Annotated in this window: 19 protein-coding genes and 2 tRNA genes; 15 read left to right on the top strand and 6 right to left on the bottom strand. The window is 63.7% G+C overall.

Annotation, left to right across the window (positions count from 1 at the left end):
* Window positions 1–56 precede the first annotated feature (56 nt).
* Window positions 57–884 (bottom strand): siderophore-interacting protein, encoded by an 828-nt coding sequence (locus K0F85_RS23595; RefSeq protein WP_219118350.1) that lies wholly within the window; start codon window positions 882–884, stop codon window positions 57–59.
* Between the two features lie 22 nt (window positions 885–906).
* Window positions 907–1,563: a PadR family transcriptional regulator gene (locus K0F85_RS23590; protein WP_257638141.1), complete on the bottom strand. Its 657-nt coding sequence runs from the start codon at window positions 1,561–1,563 to the stop codon at window positions 907–909.
* 140 nt (window positions 1,564–1,703) lie between these two features.
* Between K0F85_RS23590 and K0F85_RS23585 the strand changes: the two genes are divergently transcribed.
* Complete coding sequence (locus K0F85_RS23585; protein ID WP_219118349.1) at window positions 1,704–2,054, top strand: DUF3052 family protein; 351 nt, start codon at window positions 1,704–1,706, stop codon at window positions 2,052–2,054.
* A gap of 19 nt (window positions 2,055–2,073) precedes the next feature.
* Here the strand turns inward: K0F85_RS23585 and queG are convergent, their stop codons facing one another.
* A complete protein-coding gene (queG, locus tag K0F85_RS23580) occupies window positions 2,074–3,165 on the bottom strand; it encodes a tRNA epoxyqueuosine(34) reductase QueG (protein ID WP_219118348.1) in 1,092 nt (363 codons plus the stop codon).
* Between the two features lie 78 nt (window positions 3,166–3,243).
* Between queG and tsaE the strand changes: the two genes are divergently transcribed.
* From tsaE to K0F85_RS23565, 3 genes are read left to right on the top strand one after another with little or no spacing between them, the layout of a single operon-like run.
* Window positions 3,244–3,732: a tRNA (adenosine(37)-N6)-threonylcarbamoyltransferase complex ATPase subunit type 1 TsaE gene (gene tsaE, locus K0F85_RS23575; protein ID WP_070223037.1), complete on the top strand. Its 489-nt coding sequence runs from the start codon at window positions 3,244–3,246 to the stop codon at window positions 3,730–3,732.
* Entirely contained in the window at window positions 3,696–5,093 is a 1,398-nt protein-coding gene (locus K0F85_RS23570; RefSeq protein ID WP_219118347.1) for an N-acetylmuramoyl-L-alanine amidase, read from the top strand. Before tsaE ends, K0F85_RS23570 begins: the two co-directional genes overlap by 37 nt.
* Window positions 5,094–5,107: 14 nt before the next feature.
* Window positions 5,108–5,944, top strand: a complete 837-nt coding sequence (locus K0F85_RS23565; protein WP_219118346.1) for a D-hexose-6-phosphate mutarotase — start codon at window positions 5,108–5,110, stop codon at window positions 5,942–5,944.
* Here the strand turns inward: K0F85_RS23565 and K0F85_RS23560 are convergent.
* Window positions 5,941–6,840, bottom strand: a complete 900-nt coding sequence (locus K0F85_RS23560) for a carbonic anhydrase (RefSeq protein ID WP_374198796.1) — start codon at window positions 6,838–6,840, stop codon at window positions 5,941–5,943. The two genes, K0F85_RS23565 and K0F85_RS23560, sit on opposite strands and share 4 nt — an antisense overlap.
* On the opposite strand from K0F85_RS23560, the gene K0F85_RS28995 reads away from it, so the two are divergent.
* Window positions 6,839–7,030 (top strand): hypothetical protein, encoded by a 192-nt coding sequence (locus tag K0F85_RS28995; protein WP_257638149.1) that lies wholly within the window; start codon window positions 6,839–6,841, stop codon window positions 7,028–7,030. The two genes, K0F85_RS23560 and K0F85_RS28995, sit on opposite strands and share 2 nt — an antisense overlap.
* Before the next feature lie 99 nt (window positions 7,031–7,129).
* On the opposite strand, the gene K0F85_RS23555 is transcribed toward K0F85_RS28995, so the two are convergent.
* Window positions 7,130–7,780, bottom strand: a complete 651-nt coding sequence (locus K0F85_RS23555; RefSeq protein ID WP_070223029.1) for a VTT domain-containing protein — start codon at window positions 7,778–7,780, stop codon at window positions 7,130–7,132.
* A gap of 248 nt (window positions 7,781–8,028) precedes the next feature.
* On the opposite strand from K0F85_RS23555, the gene K0F85_RS23550 reads away from it, so the two are divergent.
* From K0F85_RS23550 to K0F85_RS23505, 10 genes are all read left to right on the top strand, one after another.
* Complete coding sequence (locus K0F85_RS23550) at window positions 8,029–8,970, top strand: peptidylprolyl isomerase (RefSeq protein WP_219118344.1); 942 nt, start codon at window positions 8,029–8,031, stop codon at window positions 8,968–8,970.
* A gap of 138 nt (window positions 8,971–9,108) precedes the next feature.
* Window positions 9,109–11,016, top strand: coding sequence for a DNA mismatch repair endonuclease MutL (mutL, locus tag K0F85_RS23545; RefSeq protein WP_219118343.1), 1,908 nt, complete (start codon window positions 9,109–9,111; stop codon window positions 11,014–11,016).
* 89 nt (window positions 11,017–11,105) lie between these two features.
* Window positions 11,106–12,053 (top strand): tRNA (adenosine(37)-N6)-dimethylallyltransferase MiaA, encoded by a 948-nt coding sequence (gene miaA / locus K0F85_RS23540; RefSeq protein ID WP_219118342.1) that lies wholly within the window; start codon window positions 11,106–11,108, stop codon window positions 12,051–12,053.
* Window positions 12,054–12,412: 359 nt separating this feature from the next.
* Window positions 12,413–12,489: transfer RNA gene (locus K0F85_RS23535), tRNA-Met, on the top strand.
* A 60-nt stretch (window positions 12,490–12,549) separates the two neighbouring features.
* A tRNA-Met gene (locus K0F85_RS23530) sits at window positions 12,550–12,626 on the top strand.
* Between the two features lie 74 nt (window positions 12,627–12,700).
* Window positions 12,701–12,862 carry a hypothetical protein gene (locus K0F85_RS23525; RefSeq protein ID WP_219118341.1) on the top strand — a complete coding sequence of 54 codons (162 nt, stop codon included), beginning with the start codon at window positions 12,701–12,703 and terminating at the stop codon, window positions 12,860–12,862.
* Window positions 12,863–12,926: 64 nt separating this feature from the next.
* Window positions 12,927–13,946 (top strand): LacI family DNA-binding transcriptional regulator, encoded by a 1,020-nt coding sequence (locus K0F85_RS23520; RefSeq protein WP_219118340.1) that lies wholly within the window; start codon window positions 12,927–12,929, stop codon window positions 13,944–13,946.
* 230 nt (window positions 13,947–14,176) lie between these two features.
* Complete coding sequence (locus K0F85_RS23515; protein WP_219118339.1) at window positions 14,177–15,574, top strand: alkaline phosphatase family protein; 1,398 nt, start codon at window positions 14,177–14,179, stop codon at window positions 15,572–15,574.
* A 78-nt stretch (window positions 15,575–15,652) separates the two neighbouring features.
* A complete protein-coding gene (locus tag K0F85_RS23510) occupies window positions 15,653–17,242 on the top strand; it encodes a histidine-type phosphatase (protein ID WP_219118338.1) in 1,590 nt (529 codons plus the stop codon).
* A 98-nt stretch (window positions 17,243–17,340) separates the two neighbouring features.
* Entirely contained in the window at window positions 17,341–18,915 is a 1,575-nt protein-coding gene (locus tag K0F85_RS23505) for a histidine phosphatase family protein (RefSeq protein WP_257638139.1), read from the top strand.
* 22 nt (window positions 18,916–18,937) lie between these two features.
* Here K0F85_RS23505 and K0F85_RS23500 read toward each other — a convergent pair.
* Window positions 18,938–19,548 (bottom strand): aldehyde dehydrogenase family protein (locus tag K0F85_RS23500; RefSeq protein WP_219118337.1); only part of this gene is annotated, 611 nt, incomplete at its 5' end.

Raw genomic sequence — 19,548 nt, 5'->3', positions numbered from 1 at the left:
TGCCGCTGGCGTCAAGCTCGGTGCCATCGCATCCTGGGGTCTGACCCCGGCCTTAATCAGTCATCATGATGCTCATGGTGCTCTTCCACGCCATGCTTCCAGTAACTGGCCACATGCAGATGCTGCTTTGGCACACCGGCTTCAATAAAGTGACCGCGCAAGCCCTGCACCTGCGCATGCTCGCACGCCACCCACACATAGCCGTCGCCCTCCTGCGGCAAGGCGACTTGCGCCAACGCTTGCAGTAGCAGCGGCCCCTTGCGGCCATTGCGCGCCACCCAGCGCACGTCCAGCTGCGCCGCGCAATCGAGCGCGATCTGTTCGCCGTCTTCGACGATCTCGATCACGGCCATCGCCCGCGACTTGGCCGGCAGCTGCTCCAGGCGGCGGGCAATCGCCGGCAAGGCCGTCTGGTCGCCCACCAGCACATACCAGTCGAAATCAAACGGCACCAGCATCGAGCCGCGCGGGCCGCCCACGCCCAGGGTCTGACCGGGAGCGGCTTGCGCCGCCCACAGCGACGCGGGCCCGTCGCCATGCAGCACGAAGTCGATCTCCAGCTCGCGCCGCTCGGCGTCGTAGCGGCGCGGCGTGTAATTGCGGGCGATGGGGCGCGCCCCTTGCGCGTACTCGATGGGATTGGCGCCATTGCCCAGCACGGGCAACACGGGCGCCGTCTCGCCCGGGGCGGGGAAGAACAGTTTCACGTGATCGTCGTGCGCAGGCGAGACAAAGCCGTCCAGGTCGTCGCCGGCCAGGGTGATGCGGCGCATGTGCGGCGTCAGCTGCTCGGTGCGCACGACGGTGAGCACGCGCAGTTTCAAGTCATGCCGCACGCGCTCGATGGCGTGCGGGCGTGGCGCTGTTGGTGATGCAGTAGTCATTGCTTATCCTTGTCAAGTAGGTTCAGTGGCCGTCGACGATGGCGTTCGCCGCCTGTTCCAGCACGGCGGAAACGCGCTCGGCTTCCGCTTCACTCCAGTTGGTCTTGTTCAGCAATAGCGCATGCTTCACGGTGTGCATGGCCTGGCGCACCCGCTCGGGCAAGGCGTTGCGCGCCTGGACGCGGGCAAACATGTCCAGGCGGGCCAGGATGCCATCGACCTGGGCGCGGTTCTCGTCGAGATACGCGCGGCCCATATCGGTGATCGTGTAGAGCTTCTTGCCGCTGGCGCTTTCGCCCGACGTGACGTAGTCCTGCTCTTCCAGCAGGGTCAAGGTCGGATACACGGCACCCGGGCTGGGAGCATAGGCGCCGCCGCAACGCTCTTCGATGGCCTTGATGATTTCATAGCCGTGACGGGGGCTGATTTCGATCAGCGCCAGCACGATCAGGGGCAAGTCGCCGCGGCCGAAGACGCGCTCGGCCCGTTCGCCGCGCCCTCGTCCACCTGGGCCACCCGGGCCGCCATGGCCCATGCCGTCGCCGCGCTCGTCGAAGCCGCGCGGGCCGCGTCCGTGCATGTAGTGGTCACTGCGGTGTTCGTGGCGATGGTCGCCATGATGGTGATGGTGATGCTGCTGGCCGCCGTGGCCATGTTCTGTATGCTGTGAGTTTCTCATGTTTTCTCTTTAAAGATATATCGTTAGTAGGTATCGACATTTTATAACGATATATCGATAAGTCAAGGAGAAATTTGTTATGCTCGTCTTCCCCTCATCTACACGCCCATGCCATGCCTGACAAAACCGTCTTTGACAAAATGTTTGTAAAAAATGCCAAGGCCATGGCCGTGTTGAATGACGGCGGCGAGCATGCGGCCTTGCTGGCGCAACTGCCAGCCGAGCGGCGGGTGAATGAAGGAGAGCATGCGGACTGGATACTGCTGTTCGCGCGCAGCCGCGCGGAACTGGAACAGCACCTGCCGGCGGCGCAGGCGCGCCTGGCGCCCGGTGGCGCGCTGTGGGTGGCGTACCGCAAGGGTAGCGTGAAGGCGGGCAGCGACATTCACCGCGACGATATCCGCGACTTGGCGCAAACCATGCGGCTCGACAGCGTGGCGATGATCGCCATCGATAGTGCGTGGTCGGCGCTGCGCCTGAAGCAGGTTTAAGTGCCGTTACAAGCGCAGATCAAGCGATGCCGTGCAGCGCCAGCGCCCATTCGACATGCTCGCGCACGATGGCTGACGGATGTGCGCGGCGCGACAGCAGGGCCGCAACGATGTCGGCCTGGCCACGGGCCTTGGCGGCAGCGTTGCCCATGCCGACTGCCAGGTTGCGCAACCAGCGTTCGTGGCCGATGCGGCGAATCGCGCTGCCTTCCATGCGGCGGTTGAATTCCTCTTCTGTCCAGGCGAACAGTTCCACCATGCCGGCGCTGCCCAGGCTGTGGCGCTCGTCGAAGTCCGGTACGACGGCGCGCTGGGCGAACTTGTTCCACGGGCAGACGGTCTGGCAATCGTCGCAGCCGTACACCTTGTTGCCGATCAAGGGGCGCATCTCGACGGGAATGGCGCCCTTCAATTCGATCGTCAGATAAGAGATGCAGCGGCGCGCATCGAGTTGGTACGGCCCCAGTATCGCCTGCGTCGGGCACACCGTAATGCAGGCCGAACACTGGCCGCAGCGCGCAATCTCCGGCGGGTCCACCGGCAGCGGCACGTCGATGAGGATCTCGCCGAGGAAAAAGAAGGAACCGCCCTGGCGGTTGATCAGCAAGGTATGCTTGCCGCGCCAGCCCAGTCCCCCCTTTTGCGCCAGCTCGACTTCCATCACGGGCGCCGAATCGCTGAAGACACGGTAGCCGAAGTCACCGATCTCGCCCTTGATACGCTCGGCCAGCTGCTGCAGTCGCGAGCGCATCACCTTGTGATAGTCGCGGCCGCGCGCATACACGGAGATCACGGCCGCCGACGGATCGGCGTCGCGCGCCGCTTCGTGCGCGCGCCAATCGGGCCCCAGTGCCGGCGGCAGGTAATTCATGCGCGCGCTGATGGCGCGCACAGTGCCCGGCACCAGTTCGGCCGGGCGCGCACGCTTCATGCCATGGCTGGCCATATAGTCCATTTCGCCGTGATACCCTGCCGCTAGCCAGGCTTGCAAGGGCGCTTCCATGTGCGACAGATCCACGTCGGCGATGCGCACCTCGGCAAAACCCAGCTCGCGCCCCCATTCTTTAATGGTGCGCGCCAGGACGGCGAGATCGGTGACGGTGGCGGACATAGGGGACTTTACGGAAAACGGCAGGCGCGCGGGCGGTTACAATGACAGCAGCCTCCATTTTATGCGATACCGATGATAATGACCGAACACTTCACAGCCCACCTCCACGACGAAGCCGGTACCGCCGCGCTGGGCGCCGCGCTGGCGCGCGCACTGGCGCCTGGCCTGGCGATCTACCTGCACGGCGACCTGGGTGCCGGCAAGACAGCTCTCACGCGCGCCCTGCTGCACGCGGCCGGCCATGCGGGCCACGTCAAAAGCCCCACCTATACCTTGTCCGAACCGTACACGGTGCAGCTCGATGGCCAGAGCGTCAACGTCATCCACTTCGACCTGTACCGCATGGGCAGCGCCGAGGAATTTCTCGACGCCGGCTTTCGCGAAGACTTCGACGGCCGCAATATCTGCATCGTCGAATGGCCGGAAAAAGCCGAACCGGTGCTGCCGCCGGCCGACTTGAATATTTATTTGAACGTTGCGGGCACAGGACGTGATGTAGAATTGCAAGCGTCTTCTGAATTGGGTCTGTCATGCCTTCACCGTCTCAAATTCGCCCCGAACCTTTGATTTCCTCGCCCATCACCCGGCGCACGGTACTCAAGGCCGGCGGCACCCTGCTGTTGTCCGTGTTCGCGCCGATGTCGGCGATGGCGGCGCAAATTCTCGCCGTGCGCGTCTGGCCGGCCGAGGACTATACCCGCGTCACCCTGGAAAACGACAGCATCCTCAAGGCGACCCACTTCATCGTCAAGGACCCGGAACGGCTGGTGGTCGACATCGAAGGACTGGAACTCAATCCCACCTTGAAAGGCCTGGTGGCGAAGATCCAGTCGAATGACCCGTATATCAAGCAGGTGCGCGTGGGCCAGAACCGGCCCAACGTGGTGCGCCTGGTGTTCGACCTGAAGGAAGAAGTCACGCCGCAGCTGTTTACCCTGCCGCCGGCCGGCTCCTACAACCACCGTTTGATCTTCGACCTGTATCCCGTGCGCGAGCCGGACCTGATCGCGCAGTTGATCGAAAAGGGCGACTGGTCGAGCGACCCGGCCAAGCCTTTGATGTCCGACACGCATACGCCGCCACCCGCGCTGCCCCTGCCCGACAGTGGCAAGCCGCCCGTGGCCATTGCACCACAGGTAGCGCCCATCGTGCCGCCCGTGCCCGATATCCGCCCGGAACAGCGCCCCGAAGCACGCCCCCTGCCGGGCCAGAAAGTGGTGCGCATGATTACCATCGCCCTCGACCCTGGCCACGGCGGCGAAGACCCGGGCGCCATGGGCAGCCGTGGCAGCCGCGAAAAGGACGTCGTGCTGGCCATCGCCAAGCGCCTCAAGACCAAGCTGGAGCTGCAGCCGAACATGCGCGTCATGCTCACGCGCGACGCCGACTTCTTCGTTCCGCTGGGCATGCGCGTAGAAAAAGCGCGCAAGGTGCAGGCCGACCTGTTCGTCTCGATCCACGCCGATGCCTTCATCCAGCCGACCGCGCGCGGCTCGTCCGTCTTCGTGCTGTCCGAAAAGGGCGCCACATCGACGGCTGCGCGCTGGCTGGCCAACAAGGAAAACCAGGCCGACCTGATCGGCGGCGTGAACGTGAGAAACCACGACAAGCAGCTGGCCAGCGTGCTGCTCGACCTGTCGACGACGGCGCAGATCAATGACAGCATGAAGCTGGGCAAGGCCGTGCTGCGCGAAATCGGCGGCATCAACCGCCTGCACAAGGGCTCCGTCGAGCAGGCCGGCTTCGCCGTGCTGAAAGCACCCGATATCCCCTCCATCCTGATCGAGACAGCCTTCATCTCGAATCCGGAAGAAGAAGCCAAGCTGACCGACAACGGCTACCAGGACCAGATGGCAGACGCCATCGTCACCGGCATCAAGAATTACTTTGCCAAGAATCCTCCGCTGGCGAAAAGCCGTTTGACCTGACAAGAAAGCCGAGCATGAGCGAGAGTATCTTTGGCGAGCTGCCAGCCGTGACCATCTGCGCCGCCGATGGCGCGCAAGCCACCGTCACCCTGTACGGCGGCCACCTGGTCTCGTGGCGGACCAGCGATGGCCAGGAGCGCCTGTTCTGCAGCCGCGCATCCAGCCTCGATGGCAGCCGCGCCATCCGTGGCGGCGTGCCCGTGATCTTTCCCCAGTTCGGCGCGCGCGGCACCGGCATGCGCCATGGCTTTGCGCGCGTGGCGACCTGGCAGCTCGCGTCCAGCGGTGACGCCGATGGCGCGGCCTACGCGGAATTTGTCCTGCACCACACAGACTTGCCGGAAGCGATCGCCGCCGCCTGGCCCTGTGCCTTCACCCTGCGCCTGCGCGTGGCCGTCAAGGCGCAGGCGCTGGAGCTGAACCTGTCCGTGCACAACACGGGCGAACAGGCGTTTCCATTCTCGGCCGCCCTACACAGCTACTTTGCGATTGATCAATTGAACGAGGCGCGCGTTGGCGGCCTGCAGCGCGTGCGCTATTCGGACGAGACGCCGCAAGATGCCTTGCAGACGGAAGAACTGCTGCAGTTTGCGGACAAGCTCGATCGCATCTACTACCAGCTGCCGGGCGCCTTGAGCCTGCTGTCTGGCGGCCACACGCTGCGCCTGGAGCAGCAGGGCTTTACGGATGCCGTCGTGTGGAACCCGGGTGCGCAAGATGCGGCCGCCCTGCCCGACCTGGCCGACGACGAATACCAGCACTTCCTTTGCATCGAACCGGCCCTGATCCAGCCCGACCTGCTTGCCGCCGGCGCCGGATGGACCGGGCGCCAGCGCCTTGAATTCGTCTAATTCGATTCCTTGATGATGCGGCCATTGCCGGCCTGGACTGGACGTGCATTCAAGGGATACAAGCGGCTGAACAAGGCCATCTGCGCCGGCGACGCCTGTATCGGCTGCTTCATCACCATCCACAGCACGCCCTCGCTGCACGGCGGCGAAGTCAGCGACCCCATATACGTGTAGTAGTCACGCCGCACCGGCAGCATCTCGGCCGGATCGAGCAGGATGGTGGGTTGCATGGTCTCGAATTTTTCCAGCGGCAGGTTGTTCCACACGGTCTGGATGGTCGCTTGCGGCGCACCGCGTTCCAGCAGCAGCGCCAGCACGGCCAAGCGGCCTTCGGCATCGCGGTGCACCAGGTGCACCACCATTTCAAATGCCTTGCCGTTGATGCGCTCTTCGGACGGCCGGTGGAAATGGAATTGCTGCAACTCGAACATGCGGTTCTGCACCGTGATGTAATTACCGCCGCTCACCCCCACCTGCACCGTGTGGCCATTGTCGACCACACTGAACGACGACGGATGGTAGTCAAAGCTGATCTGCTCGAGCTCCACCTTCATGCCATCGCGGATATCGATCGGCGACTGGCGGCTGCCATTGCCGCACTTGGCCCAGTCGACATTGATCTTGCTCCAGTTGGCCGGGCCGCTCTCGCCCTCGTACGACCAGTGCGTGCCGCGCGGCACGGGCGGCGGTGGCGGCGGTGCCGCCTTCACCATGGCGGCGCGCCTGGAGCGGGCGGCAGCACGGGCGGCCTGCGTGGCGCGCATTTCCGCCAGGCGCGCTGCAATGCGTTCGGACAGGTCGACTTCGGCCGCTTCTTCCTTCTCGCGCGCCGTGGGCGCGACGACGACAGGCGCCTTGGCCTCCTTGCCCTTGACCGTTTCAGTCAGGGTTTTCATGGCGGCCGCGCGCGCCGACGCCGACATGGGCGCGGATGCGGCGGCGCTCGCCGAAGCGGGGGCATCTTTGGCGCTTGCCATGACCGCCATCGCGGCAAGGCTGCAAGCTAACAGGGCGCTCAAATGTCGCATGGAAATCCAGAAAGTAAGAATACCCTCTGGTTTACGGCTGGAAAGCAACAAAACTTGAATCAGTGCGGGAGCAAAACAGAAACAGGACAGAGAAAAACGGGATACGGGGCCCGCTGCGGGCTGTGCCGCAACGCGCTTGCCCCGTATCCATGCGGCCTTAGGCCGACTTGCCGACCATGCGCTTGTAGAGTTTCCACAGGCCGCCCAGTACCACCGGCACGACGGCGGCGCCGACACCGATCAGCACGATCAAGGTCAGGTGATCGCGGATCCAGGGAATATTGCCGAAGAAATAGCCCGCCGTCACCAGACCGACCACCCACAACAAGGCGCCCGTCACGTTGTACATCTGGAAGCGCGCGTGCGTCATGTCGGAAATGCCGGCCACGAACGGCGCGAAGGTGCGCACCACCGGCACGAAACGGGCCAGGATGATGGTCTTGCCGCCATGCTTTTCAAAGAATTCATGCGTACGGCGCATGGCATCCTTGTTGATCCAGCGGTAATCGTGAGTAAACACCCTTTGCCCGATGGCCTCGCCTATCCAGTAATTGAGCGTATTGCCCGTGACGGCGGCCGTCACCAGCAAGGCGATCAGCAAGCCCAGGTGCATCTGTCCCGTCGCGCAAAACGCGCCGGCGATAAACAACAAGGTATCCCCAGGGAAGAAAAACAGCACCACGAGGCCTGTTTCGCAAAAAATAATGGCAAACAGCACTGCATACACGAGGGTACCGTACTGCTCGATCAAGAGACCCAGCGTCTTGTCAACATGCACGATCATGTCGAGGAATTGCACAAAATCCATATATTTTTCCCTAAAGGTAGCGGCGGAATCATACACCACCGGACCGGCGCAACGGCAGTCCCCTGCCCTATATTTCGTGATTAATTCGGCAGCGCCCTTGGCGGCGTGGCATTTTAAGTGCAGGTTAAGGAAACGCCGTATCGGCCGGCCAATGCCAGGATTACTATTTGCAATGTTTTTCAAACGAAATATTGGCATTCCGGTATACACTTTCTGACCGGCGCAACCCGTGCCGACCAGGAGAAAACATGTATCGACACCCACTGAGCGGCCTGACCATGGCCACCATACTGGGCCTTGCACATCTGACTGCCCACGCGGCGCCCGTCCAGATCAAGGCGCCCGCCGAACTGCCCGCCAAGGCGACACTGGCCGATGCGATCAAGGCCGCGAAGGCGTCCGATTGGCGTGCCCTGGACCCGGACAACACCCTGTACCTGGAGATTCCCGCCGGCCGCGTGGTGATCGAACTGGCGCCGGACTTCGCGCCCAGGCACGTGGCCAACATCAAGGCACTCGTGGCCGAACAGTATTACGACGGCCTGGCCATCACGCGCGCGCAGGACAACTGGGTGGCGCAATGGGGCGATCCGAACGAGAAAAATCCCAAGCCCATCTTGCATGCCCAGCGCACCTTGCCCGGAGAATTCACGGTCCCCTTGAAAAACATCAAGAGCTTCACCCGCCTGCCGGACGTCGATGGTTATGCACCGCAAGTGGGCCATTCAAACGGTTTTCCGTCCGCGCGCGATCCGAAATCGGGTACGGCCTGGCTCACGCATTGCTATGCGACCGTGGGCGTGGGCCGCGACAACGCCAGCGACAGCGGCGGTGGCACGGAGCTGTACGCCGTCATCGGCCAGTCGCCGCGCCACCTTGACCGCGACATCACTGTCGTCGGCAGAGTCGTCTCCGGCATGCCATTGCTGTCCACCCTGCCGCGCGGCGCGGGCCCCATGGGCTTTTATGACAGCCCCGAGAAAAACGTGCCGATCAAGGCCATCCGCCTGGCCGCCAGCGTGCCTTTGGCACAGCGCAGCAAGCTGGAAGTGATGCGCACCGACAGCGCCGCGTACCAGGCCGTGCTGGAAGCCCAGCGCCACCGCGGCGGCCCTTGGAGCAAGGTCACGGCCGGCCATATTGACTTGTGCAATGCGCCGATACCGGTGCGGGAGGTGGCTAGTCAATAAGGGCTAAGGTTGGGATCAGACCCCGGCTACGTTGGCGCTAAATTATGTGTTAACCATGTTGAGGGTCTGACCCCAATTACGTTGGCGCCACGCTTTGCGTTGGCCGCGTTGCGGGTCTGACCCCGGTATAATGAGGGCATGAACGCTCCCATCACGCCCCACCGCCCGATCCAGGCCCTGCCTGACCAGTTGATTTCGCAAATCGCCGCTGGCGAGGTGGTCGAGCGCCCTTCCGCCGTCGTCAAGGAGCTGCTGGAAAACGCGCTCGACTCGGGCGCCACGCAGATCACGGTACGCCTCGAAGAAGGCGGCGTGAAACGCATCGCGATTACCGACAACGGGCGCGGCATCGATAAAGAGCAGCTGCCGCTAGCCCTGGCGCGCCACGCCACCTCCAAAATCGCGTCCCTGCACGACCTGGAAAACGTGGGTACCCTGGGCTTTCGCGGCGAGGCACTGGCCTCGATCGCCTCGGTGGCCGCCGTCACCCTAACTTCGCGCACGGCGGACGCGGCACATGCGTGGGAAATCGTCGGCTCGCACAATGGCAGCGTCTCGCCATCGTCGGGCGCGCACGGCACCACGGTCGACGTGCAAGACCTGTATTTCAACACGCCAGCGCGGCGCAAATTCCTCAAATCGGAACAGACGGAATACGGCCACTGCGCCGAAGTCGTGCGCCGCATCGCCCTGGCGCGACCGGACGTGGCGTTCTCGCTGTCGCACAATGGGCGCACCATCGACCAGTGGAATATCAGCGAACTGGCCAAGCGCAGCGCGCACATCCTCGGCAATGACTTCGCCGAAGCGCGCCTGGCGCTGGACGAATCGGCCGGCACCCTGCGCATACACGGCTTTGCCGGCTTGCCGACGGCGTCCAAGGCGCGCGCCGACGGCCAGTTCTTTTATGTCAACGGGCGCTTCGTGCGCGACAAGCTGCTGGTGCACGCCGTACGCATGGCCTACCAGGACGTGCTGCACGGCGACCGCTTCCCCTCGTATGTGCTGGCGCTCGACCTCGACCCTGCCCTGGTGGACGTCAACGTGCACCCGTCGAAGATCGAAGTGCGCTTCCGCGACAGCCGTTCCGTGCACCAGTTCGTTTTCCATGCCGTGCAGCGCGCGCTGGCGCAAACCTCGGCCACGGCGTTTGGCAGCGTGCCGGCGCCGCTGCCGGCCGCCTCCAGCCTGGGCGGTGGCGATGCTGGCACGACCGCCGGTGGCCCCGGCATCTGGCGTCGCGAGCAGACGCAGACCTCGTTCGGCGCGCAATTCACGAATACCTTTGCGCCCGCCACGCCCGGCGCGGCGCGGCCCTTCTTTGCCGAGGCGCCGGGCGTGGCGCAGGACACGGCAGCCTACGGCGCCCTGTTCGGCGGCGCCACCGCCAGCTCTCCGATCACGCAGGTCGAGCCCTACATCGCCTCGCCCGAAGCGATGGCGCGCGAAGAGTATCCGCTGGGCTTTGCCCTGGCCCAGCTGCACGGCATCTACATCCTGGCGCAAAACACCAAGGGCCTGGTGCTGGTCGACATGCACGCGGCGCACGAGCGCATCCTGTACGAGCAGCTGAAAAACGCGCTGCAGGCGCAGGTATCGGGCCAGGACATGCAGGTGCAATCCTTGCTGATCCCCGTGACGTTCTACGCGGACGCCATCGAAGTGTCGACGGCAAATGAAAACCAGGACACATTAAAGGCCCTGGGCTTCGATATCGCAGCCCTCTCGCCCACCACCCTGGCCGTGCGCTCCGTGCCGACCCTGCTGAAGAACGCCGACGCGCAAACCCTGGCGCGCGACGTGCTGCGCGACGTGCGCGAATACGGTGGCTCGCGCGTGCTGATCGAACGCCAGAACGAATTGCTGGGCACCCTGGCCTGCCACACGGCCGTGCGCGCCAACCGCATCTTGTCGGTGCAGGAAATGAACGCCCTGCTGCGCCAGATGGAGAGCACGGAACGCGCCGACCAGTGCAACCATGGCCGGCCAACGTGGGTGCAGGTCGAGATCAACGCGCTAGATAAATTATTCCTGCGCGGTCAATAGAGAGCCTGAAAAACGTCCATGGCGGCGCTGCACTGCCTTGCCCTGAACGTTTTGCCGGTCTCTTTTGCACCACATCATACAAAACCAACATGCAAACCACTCAACACCTCCCCCTGGCCGTCGCCATCATGGGCCCCACGGCCAGCGGCAAGACGGCCAGTGCGCTGTCCATCGCGCAAGCCATTCCATCCGAGATCATTTCCGTCGATTCCGCCCTCGTCTACCGGGGCATGGATATCGGCACGGCCAAGCCGTCGAAGGAAGAACTGGCCGCCGTGCCGCATCATTTGATCGACATCATCGACCCGCTGGACGCCTATTCCGTGGCGCAGTTCCGCAACGATACCCTGCGCCTGGTGGCCGAGATTTCCGCGCGCGGCAAGCTGCCGCTGCTGGTCGGCGGCACCATGCTGTACTTCAAGGGACTGGCCGATGGCCTCGACGACTTGCCCGGCGCCGATCCCGTGCTGCGCGCCCGACTGGAAGAGGATGCGGCCGCCATCGGCTGGCCGGCCATGCATGCGCGCCTGGCGCAGCAGGATCCCGTCACGGCCGCGCGCCTGGCGCCAGCCGATGCGCAGCGCATCGGCCGCGCACTGGAAATCATCGCCCTGTCCGGCCAACCCATGTCGGCCCTGCTGGCCCGGCGCGAAAAAACCGTGCTGCCATTTCACTTGCAATCGTTCGCGCTGGAACCATCGGACCGCGCCGTGCTGCACGCGCGCATCGCCACGCGCTTCGACCTCATGCTGAAAAATGACGCCTTGCTCGATGAAGTGGAGCAGCTGCGCCGCCGCGGCGACCTGCATCCGGGCTTGCCCTCGATGCGCTGCGTGGGCTACCGCCAGGCCTGGGAATACCTCGATGGCCGCATCGACCGCGCCACCCTGCGCGAGACGGGCATCATCGCCACGCGCCAGCTGGCCAAGCGCCAGCTGACCTGGTTACGCTCGATGCCGGAGCGCATCGTCATCGATTGCCTGGGCGCTGACCCGGCCAGCGCCATGCTGGCGCAGATCGTGCCTTTGCTGAAATAAGCGTCGCCACACAACAACTGGTCACGCGCTAGACTCGACTCATGCTACGCACGATGNATTGCCTGGGCGCTGACCCGGCCAGCGCCATGCTGGCGCAGATCGTGCCTTTGCTGAAATAAGCGTCGCCACACAACAACTGGTCACGCGCTAGACTCGACTCAGGTTACGCTCGATGCCGGAACGCCTCGTCATTGATTGCCTGGGCATGGACCCGGCCGCATCCATGCTGGCGCAGATACAGCCCTTGCTGACACCATTGCAAAAATAATCACAGCGCCAAGCCGCCATGAAAAATCCACAGATTTTTCATGGCCGGCATTGACAAGGAAATGGGAAGGCTGGATAATGCTCGGCTGTTGGGTGATATAGCTCAGTTGGTTAGAGCACAGCATTCATAATGCTGGGGTCGGTGGTTCAAGTCCACCTATCACCACCAAAGAACATTGATCAGGTTTTTGCTTGATCGCAACCAGCATCCGGTCTGACCGGTCTGTTTGGTGATATAGCTCAGTTGGTTAGAGCACAGCATTCATAATGCTGGGGTCGGTGGTTCAAGTCCACCTATCACCACCAAGAATTAGCAGTATTGATCAACCCGCCCCTGTCTCGCGCAGCGGCGGGTTTTTTCATTTCTGGCACCACCGCGCATGCGGCCTGCGCGCATCATCGCCTCGCGCGCCGTCAACGACTACGCTGCCGGTGTCGCCTGCGTCGGCTGGCATTGCCCGCGCGCCTCGGGCAAGGTGCGCAGCGAAGGCCTGGATGCGGACTGGCATTCAGTTCGCGCCGCAGCCGGTATTTTCGGCTAAGATGATGGCGCGGCGTTGCGCCGCACCGCATCGTGCATCGGCCTCTCATTCATCTACACCGTCAATGGAACAAAAAGACAAGTCTTGGGTCACTTCGGTGGACGTCGCCAAACGGGCCGGCGTCTCGCGCTCCGCCGTCTCGCGCACGTTCACACCCGGTGCCAGCGTGGCGCCCGAAACGCGGGCCCGCGTGATGGAAGCGGCGCAGTCGCTGGGCTACCAGGTCAACATCCTGGCGCGCAGCATGAACCAGGGACAAAGCAATCTGGTGGGCGTCGTCATCACGGGCTTTACGGACCCGTTCCGCGTGGCCCTGCTGGGCGAAGTCACGCGCAGCCTGAGCGAACACGCACTGGTGCCGCTGCTGATGAATGCGGAAGACCCCGAGCGCCTCAGTGAATTGCTGCGCATCCTGCTCAGCTACAAGATTTCCGGCGTCATCATGACGTCCGGCTCGCCGCCATCCGCCGTCGCCACGGAATACCTGCAGCGGCAAGTGCCGGTGGCCATGATCAACCGCGCGCGCGACCTGAAAGGCGTGGACGTGGTCAACAGCGACAACCGCCATGGCGGCGAACTGGCGGCCAGCACCCTGCTCGACAGCGGCGCCAAGCGGCTGGCCTTCATCAATACGCGCGCCAGCAGTTTCAGCGGCATCGCGCGCGGCAAGGCTTTCCTCGAGCACCTGGCGCCGGCCGTGGCGAAGAAACGCTGCATGGCCGGCGAATACCTGGCCGACGCCATCGGCTACCAGGCGGGCCAGGAAGCGGCCGACGCCCTGCTCGCCAAGGGCAAGCTGCCCGACGGCGTCTTTTGCGCCACCGACCTGATCGCCTGCGGCTTCATCGACGCGGCGCGCAGCAAGTACGGCATCGACGTGCCCGCGCAACTGCAGGTGATCGGCTTCGACGATATACCCATGGCGGCACTCGATGCCTACCAGCTGACCACCATCCGCCAGGACGCGGGTGAACTGGCGCGCCGCGCCGTCAAGAGCCTGGTCGAGCGCATGGAAAAATTTGCCATGCCGGGCCGCCTGAAGGAAGTGCCCGTTACCCTGGTGCGGCGCGGCACGACACGCTGAGCGATTCAACACGGCAGATGGCGCAACGCCGTCTGCCCGCCAGACACCGCCCGCCGTTCCCCATTTCCCACACTTTTTTGTCCTCCACCTGTACTGGTTGACATCAAAAAAAATCCGGGTTACTGTTTGCACACGTGTACTGCACACGTGTGCAATTTATTCAAACAAGCCAGTTCTGGCCACACCACAAAAAAACGCCTCGTCCACGCAGGCGTATCAAGGAGACTGTTATGTTGAATCACGTTCTGAGAATCGCCCTCTTCGGCGCCGGGGCCATCGGCCTGGCGGCCTGCACCACGCCCACCGGCGACACCCGCGCGAACACCGCCGCCGTCGCCGATCCGAAGCTGGCGAAGATCGGTCAGATCGTCGTCGTGTACATGGAAAACCGCAGCTTCGACCACCTGTTCGGCACTTTCCCCGGCGCCGACGGCATCGCCAACGGGCGCTCGCCCGATACCACCACGCAAACCGGCCCCGATGGCAAGCCGTATGCGATGCTGCCGGCCGTGGCACTCGACAAGGGAGGCCTGGACGCGCGTTTCAAGGGCGACATCGCCAACCAGGCCTTCCGCATGGAGCCGAGCGTCTCGCTGGGCGACAAGACGGCCAGTCCCGTGCATGCGTTCTGGACGCACAAGCGCCAGATCAACGACGGCAAGAACGACCGCTTCGTCGTCGAGGGAAACACGGGCGCCCTGCCCATGGGCTACTTCGATGGCAGCAAGCTCAAACTGTGGGCGCTGGCGCAGCGCTATACCCTGGCCGACCGCTTCTTCCAGTCCGCCTACGGCGGCTCCTTCCTCAATCACATGTGGCTGACCTGCGCCTGCACGCCCGTGTTCCCGAACGCACCGAAGTCCGTCGTCGCCCGGGATGAGCGTGGCACGGGCCACAAGAAAGGCGAAGAGGCGGAAGTGACGCAGGATGGCTACGCCGTCAACACCATGCAGGGCCCGCTGCTCTTCGACCCCACCAAGAAACAGACTTTCCTGCCGCCGCAAACCTTGCCCACCATCGGCGACCGCCTGACGGACAAGGGCATCTCCTGGGTCTACTATGCGGACGGCTACGACATAGCTGTCGCCTCGACCAAGTCGGGCAAGAAGGCCGAGGATTTCTCGTATCACCACCAGCCCTTCACCTACTTCAAGCGCTTCATCGACAGCCCGCAGCAACGCGCCACGCATCTGAAGGACCGCTCCGACATGATCGCCGACGTCCAGGCAGGCAAGCTGCCGCCCGTCTCGTTCTACAAGCCCATGGGCAAAAAGAACATGCATCCGGGGATGGAGAAATCGAGCGTGGCGGCCGGCGACGACGAGGGCGTGGCCATCATCAGCGCCATCATGGAAGGTCCGCAATGGAAAGATACCGTCATCATCGTCACCACCGATGAAAACGGCGGCTTCTGGGATCACGTGGCGCCACCGAAAGGCGACCGCTTCGGCCCGGCCACGCGCATTCCAGCCCTGGTCATCTCGCCGTTCAGCGAAGGCGGCCATATCGACCATACCGAATATGAAACCGTATCGATCCTGAAGTTCATCGAGGAACGCCATGGCCTGGCGCCCTTGAGCGAACGCGATGCGCGCGCCAACAGCCTGGCCAAAGCCCTCAAGCTCTGACGCCCTCCCCTGCCTGCCTGCCCTAGGTGCGCCGTCCTGCGCGGCGCGCCCAGGTCAACCACACCTGAAGGTAACGCCATGCTGCACGCACGCCATCTTCCCCTGCCCATCCTGATGCTCTCCCTGGCCGCCTGTGGCGGCAGCGAGACCGCCCCTCCCGTCACGCCGGCCATTCCCGCCACCTACTATCAGACCAAGACGCCGTACACCCCGCAGCAGGACGCGGCAACGTATGAAGCCGCGCCAGCCGGCTACGCGCCCGTGTTTACCGAGCTGGTGGCGCGCCATGGCTCGCGCGGGCTGTCGAGCATGAAGTACGATGCCGCCTTCTACAACGTCTGGCAAAGGGCGGCCGCCGACGATGCGCTCACGCCGCTGGGACAAAAGCTCGGCGCCGACATATTGAAACTGATGAAGGCCAACGCGCTGCTCGGCTACGGCGTCGCTGGCATCACGGCGCCCGGCTACGGCAACCTGTCGCAGACGGGCATCAATGAACACAAGCAGCTGGCAGTGCGCATGCTGGCGCGCCTGCCTGCCCTGTTCACACAAATGGGCACGAGCGCCGCCAGCGCACCGCGCCAGATCGTCACCATCAGTTCCGGCGTGGACCGCGCCAGGGACAGCGCCGCGTATTTTGCGCAATCGCTTGCCGCCACGGCACCAAACGTCGCGCCCTTGATTACCCTGCCGCCCGCGCCGGCCGGCTACCCGGCCGGCAAGCCCGTAGCGCAGCCGGATGGCACCAACCGCTTCCTGCTGTATGCACACAAACTGGTGCCGAAGACGGACCTGGTGAGCGATGCCCTCGATCGCCACTACCAGACTTACCAGGACAGCCAGGCTTATCAGGTCTACCTGGATAGCCCCGGCTTCCTGGCCAAGTACACGGCCATCGACACGGATGCCACGGCGCGTACCCTGGGACGCGAGGTACTGGAACGGTTGTTCACCAAAGCCTTCGTCGACAAGATCGACAACGGCAGCTACCGCTTTGCCAATACGGGCACTTACAGTTTCACCAGCGACGACGGCAAATTCACCAATACCGTCACGGGCGACGGCGGCACCACCATCAAAGGCCTGGCCGACGCCGCCTCGGTGCTATACAACCTGTACGCCATCATGGCCGGCATGACGAACGAGGTGCAAGCCGACTTCGTGCAGTACATGCCGTCGGACGCGGCCAAATACCAGGCCTTCGTGCAGGATTACCAGGATTTTTACAACAAGGGGCCCGCCACCGCCGAGAGCGCAAACGTCACCTGGAACTATGTGCGCGCGCTGCGCGACGACTTCTTCACGGAAGTCGATGCCATCGCGCGCGGCGACCTGTCGCATGGCGCCAAGCTGCGCTTCACGCATGCGGAAGCCATCATCCCGCTGGCCACGGCCATGGGCCTGAAGAGCGTCGTCGGCACGCTGCCGGCGGCGCAGACCTATAGCCATGACAACAGCAGCTGGCGCGGTCTGTACGTGGCGCCGATGGCGGCCAACATGCAGTGGGATGTGTACCGCGACGCCAGCGGCAATGTGCTGGTAAAAATGCTGTACAACGAAAAGGAAACGGACTTCCAGGCCGCTTGCGATGGCGCCCGCTTTGCTGCCGGCAGCCATTTCTATGTGTATGCGAAGCTGAAGACCTGCTACGGCCACGTGGCGCAATAAGCGCAGTCCATAGGCGGGCATCCGTGCCCGCCTGTTTGACGTTTGACGTTTGATGCTAGGCTACGCCTGCTCATTAATCACGTCACCCACGGATGCCCATGCCACCATCGCTTCCCCTGTCCAGCATGCTGCTGGGCCTGGCCTGCACCATCAGCGCCGCTCCCGCCCAGGCCGTCGAAGGCCATTACCAGACCAAGACGCCCTATGCGCCGCAGCAGGACCCGGCCACCTATGCCGCGCCCCCGGCCGGCTTCCAGCCCATCTACACGCAACTGGTGGCGCGCCACGGTTCGCGCGGACTGACCGGCATGAAGAACGATGCGGCCCTGTACACAATGTGGCAGCAGGCCGCCGCGCAGGATGCGCTCACGCCTTTGGGGCGCGAACTGGGACCCGACATCCTGGCGCTGATGAAGGCCAATGCCTTGCTCGGTTATGGCGTGGCCGGTATCGAGCGGCCCGGCTACGGCAATCTGTCACAGACGGGCATCGAGGAACACCGGCAACTGGCCGCGCGCATGCTGGCGCGCCTGCCCACCCTGTTTGCGCAAGTGGGACAAGATGCCGCGACGGCGCCGCGCCAGCTGGTCACCATCGATTCCGGCGTGGGCCGCGCGCGCGACAGCGCGCGCTTTTTCACGCAGTCGCTGCTCGAACACGCGCCCGCGCTGGCGCCCCTGCTGTACCTGCCACCCGCACCGGCGCCGTATCCACAGGGACGCGCCTCCGTACTGCAGCCTGCTGGCGTCAACCGCTTCCTGCTGTACGCGCACAAGCTGGCGCCGCAAACGGATTTTGTCGCCGATCGCGCCAACCCGCATTACGCCAGCTATGCTGCCAGCCTGGCCTACCAGTATTATGAAAGAACGAAACAGATGCAGGCCTTGATGATCATCCCGGCCAGGCTGCCAGCGGCGGCCACGCATGCGCGCCACGTGCTTGAACGCCTGTTTACGCCCGCCTTCCTCGACCAGTTTGACGGCGGCGGCGCCAGCTATGCGGACACGGGCAGCTACACCTTCACCAGCGCCGACGGCAAACTCACGCGCACCATGAAGGGCAGCGGCAAGACCGTCATCCGCAGCCTGAATGCCGCCGCAATGAAACTGTATGCGCTGTATGCGATCGCCGCCGGCATGCGACATGAAGTGCCCGCCGATTTCAGCCGCTACATGCCTGCCGAGGATGCGCGCTACTACGCCTATGTCGCCGACCACGAGGATTTTTACCAGAAAGGGCCGGCCACTACCGCCAGCGCAGGCGTGACCTGGCGTTTCGCGCTGGCCTTGCGCGACGATTTTTTCAAGGAAGTCGATGCGCTGGCCAGGGGCGACCTGCGTCATGCTGCCAAGCTGCGTTTCACGCACGCCGAAATGCTCATTCCGCTCGCTTCGGCCATGGGCTTGAAGCAGGTACTCGCGCCGCTGCCGGCATCGACCAGCTACAGTTATGAAAATAATCCATGGCGCGGCCAGAACGTCTCGCCGATGGCGGCCAATATGCAGTGGGATGTGTACCGCAACGGCGCAGGGCAGCTCATCGTACGCCTGCTGTACAACGAAAAGGAAACGGACTTCCAGGCCGCTTGCGACGGCGCCCGCATCGCGCCCGACAGCGTCTTTTACGACTACGGGAAACTGAAAACCTGCTACGGACACGTGGCGACGCGCTGACACGGCGCGCCGCGCTCGCACCTTATTTCAAGGTCGGCATGGCAAACTCGGCACCAGCCTGTGTCGAGGCTGGCCAGCGCTGCGTGACGGCCTTCTGCTTCGTGTAGAAACGCACGGATTCCGGGCCATGCGCGTGGTGGTCGCCAAACAGGCTGCGCTTCCAGCCGCCGAAGCTGTGGAAAGCCATCGGCACGGGAATCGGTACGTTCACGCCGACCATCCCCACCTGCACCCGGTGCGTGTATTCGCGCGCCGTGTTGCCATCGCGCGTATAGATCGCCGTGCCATTGCCGTATTCGTGGGCGTTGACCAGGTCCAGCGCCGCCGTGAAATCGGGCACGCGCACGATGCACAGCACCGGGCCGAAGATTTCTTCCTTGTAGATCGTCATTTCCGGCGTGACATGGTCGAACAGGCTGCCGCCGAGGAAAAAGCCGTTTTCATGGCCTGGCAGCACGAAACCGCGCCCGTCGGCCACCAGTTTGGCGCCTTCTTTCACGCCCGTGGCGATGTAGCCGGCAATTTTTTCCTTGTGCACTTGCGTCACGACAGGCCCCATCTCGGCCGACAAATCCATGCCTTGCGTAATCTTCAGTGCCGCGATGCGCGGCAACAGTGCCTCGACCAGTTGAT

The sequence above is a fragment of the Janthinobacterium sp. UMAB-56 genome (assembly GCF_900095265.1).
Classification (GTDB): Bacteria; Pseudomonadota; Gammaproteobacteria; order Burkholderiales; family Burkholderiaceae_D; genus Janthinobacterium.
This window is presented reverse-complemented; position numbering and strand designations above follow the sequence as displayed.

Coding starts and splice junctions, on each gene's coding strand:
- K0F85_RS23595 (WP_219118350.1), bottom strand. CDS start 884: ATGACTACTGCATCACCAACAGCGCCACGCCCGCACGCCATCGAGCGC.
- K0F85_RS23590 (WP_257638141.1), bottom strand. CDS start 1,563: ATGAGAAACTCACAGCATACAGAACATGGCCACGGCGGCCAGCAGCAT.
- K0F85_RS23585 (WP_219118349.1), top strand. CDS start 1,704: ATGTTTGTAAAAAATGCCAAGGCCATGGCCGTGTTGAATGACGGCGGC.
- queG (WP_219118348.1), bottom strand. CDS start 3,165: ATGTCCGCCACCGTCACCGATCTCGCCGTCCTGGCGCGCACCATTAAA.
- tsaE (WP_070223037.1), top strand. CDS start 3,244: ATGACCGAACACTTCACAGCCCACCTCCACGACGAAGCCGGTACCGCC.
- K0F85_RS23570 (WP_219118347.1), top strand. CDS start 3,696: ATGCCTTCACCGTCTCAAATTCGCCCCGAACCTTTGATTTCCTCGCCC.
- K0F85_RS23565 (WP_219118346.1), top strand. CDS start 5,108: ATGAGCGAGAGTATCTTTGGCGAGCTGCCAGCCGTGACCATCTGCGCC.
- K0F85_RS28995 (WP_257638149.1), top strand. CDS start 6,839: ATGGCGGCCGCGCGCGCCGACGCCGACATGGGCGCGGATGCGGCGGCG.
- K0F85_RS23560 (WP_374198796.1), bottom strand. CDS start 6,840: ATGAAAACCCTGACTGAAACGGTCAAGGGCAAGGAGGCCAAGGCGCCT.
- K0F85_RS23555 (WP_070223029.1), bottom strand. CDS start 7,780: ATGGATTTTGTGCAATTCCTCGACATGATCGTGCATGTTGACAAGACG.
- K0F85_RS23550 (WP_219118344.1), top strand. CDS start 8,029: ATGTATCGACACCCACTGAGCGGCCTGACCATGGCCACCATACTGGGC.
- mutL (WP_219118343.1), top strand. CDS start 9,109: ATGAACGCTCCCATCACGCCCCACCGCCCGATCCAGGCCCTGCCTGAC.
- miaA (WP_219118342.1), top strand. CDS start 11,106: ATGCAAACCACTCAACACCTCCCCCTGGCCGTCGCCATCATGGGCCCC.
- K0F85_RS23525 (WP_219118341.1), top strand. CDS start 12,701: ATGCGGCCTGCGCGCATCATCGCCTCGCGCGCCGTCAACGACTACGCT.
- K0F85_RS23520 (WP_219118340.1), top strand. CDS start 12,927: ATGGAACAAAAAGACAAGTCTTGGGTCACTTCGGTGGACGTCGCCAAA.
- K0F85_RS23515 (WP_219118339.1), top strand. CDS start 14,177: ATGTTGAATCACGTTCTGAGAATCGCCCTCTTCGGCGCCGGGGCCATC.
- K0F85_RS23510 (WP_219118338.1), top strand. CDS start 15,653: ATGCTGCACGCACGCCATCTTCCCCTGCCCATCCTGATGCTCTCCCTG.
- K0F85_RS23505 (WP_257638139.1), top strand. CDS start 17,341: ATGCCACCATCGCTTCCCCTGTCCAGCATGCTGCTGGGCCTGGCCTGC.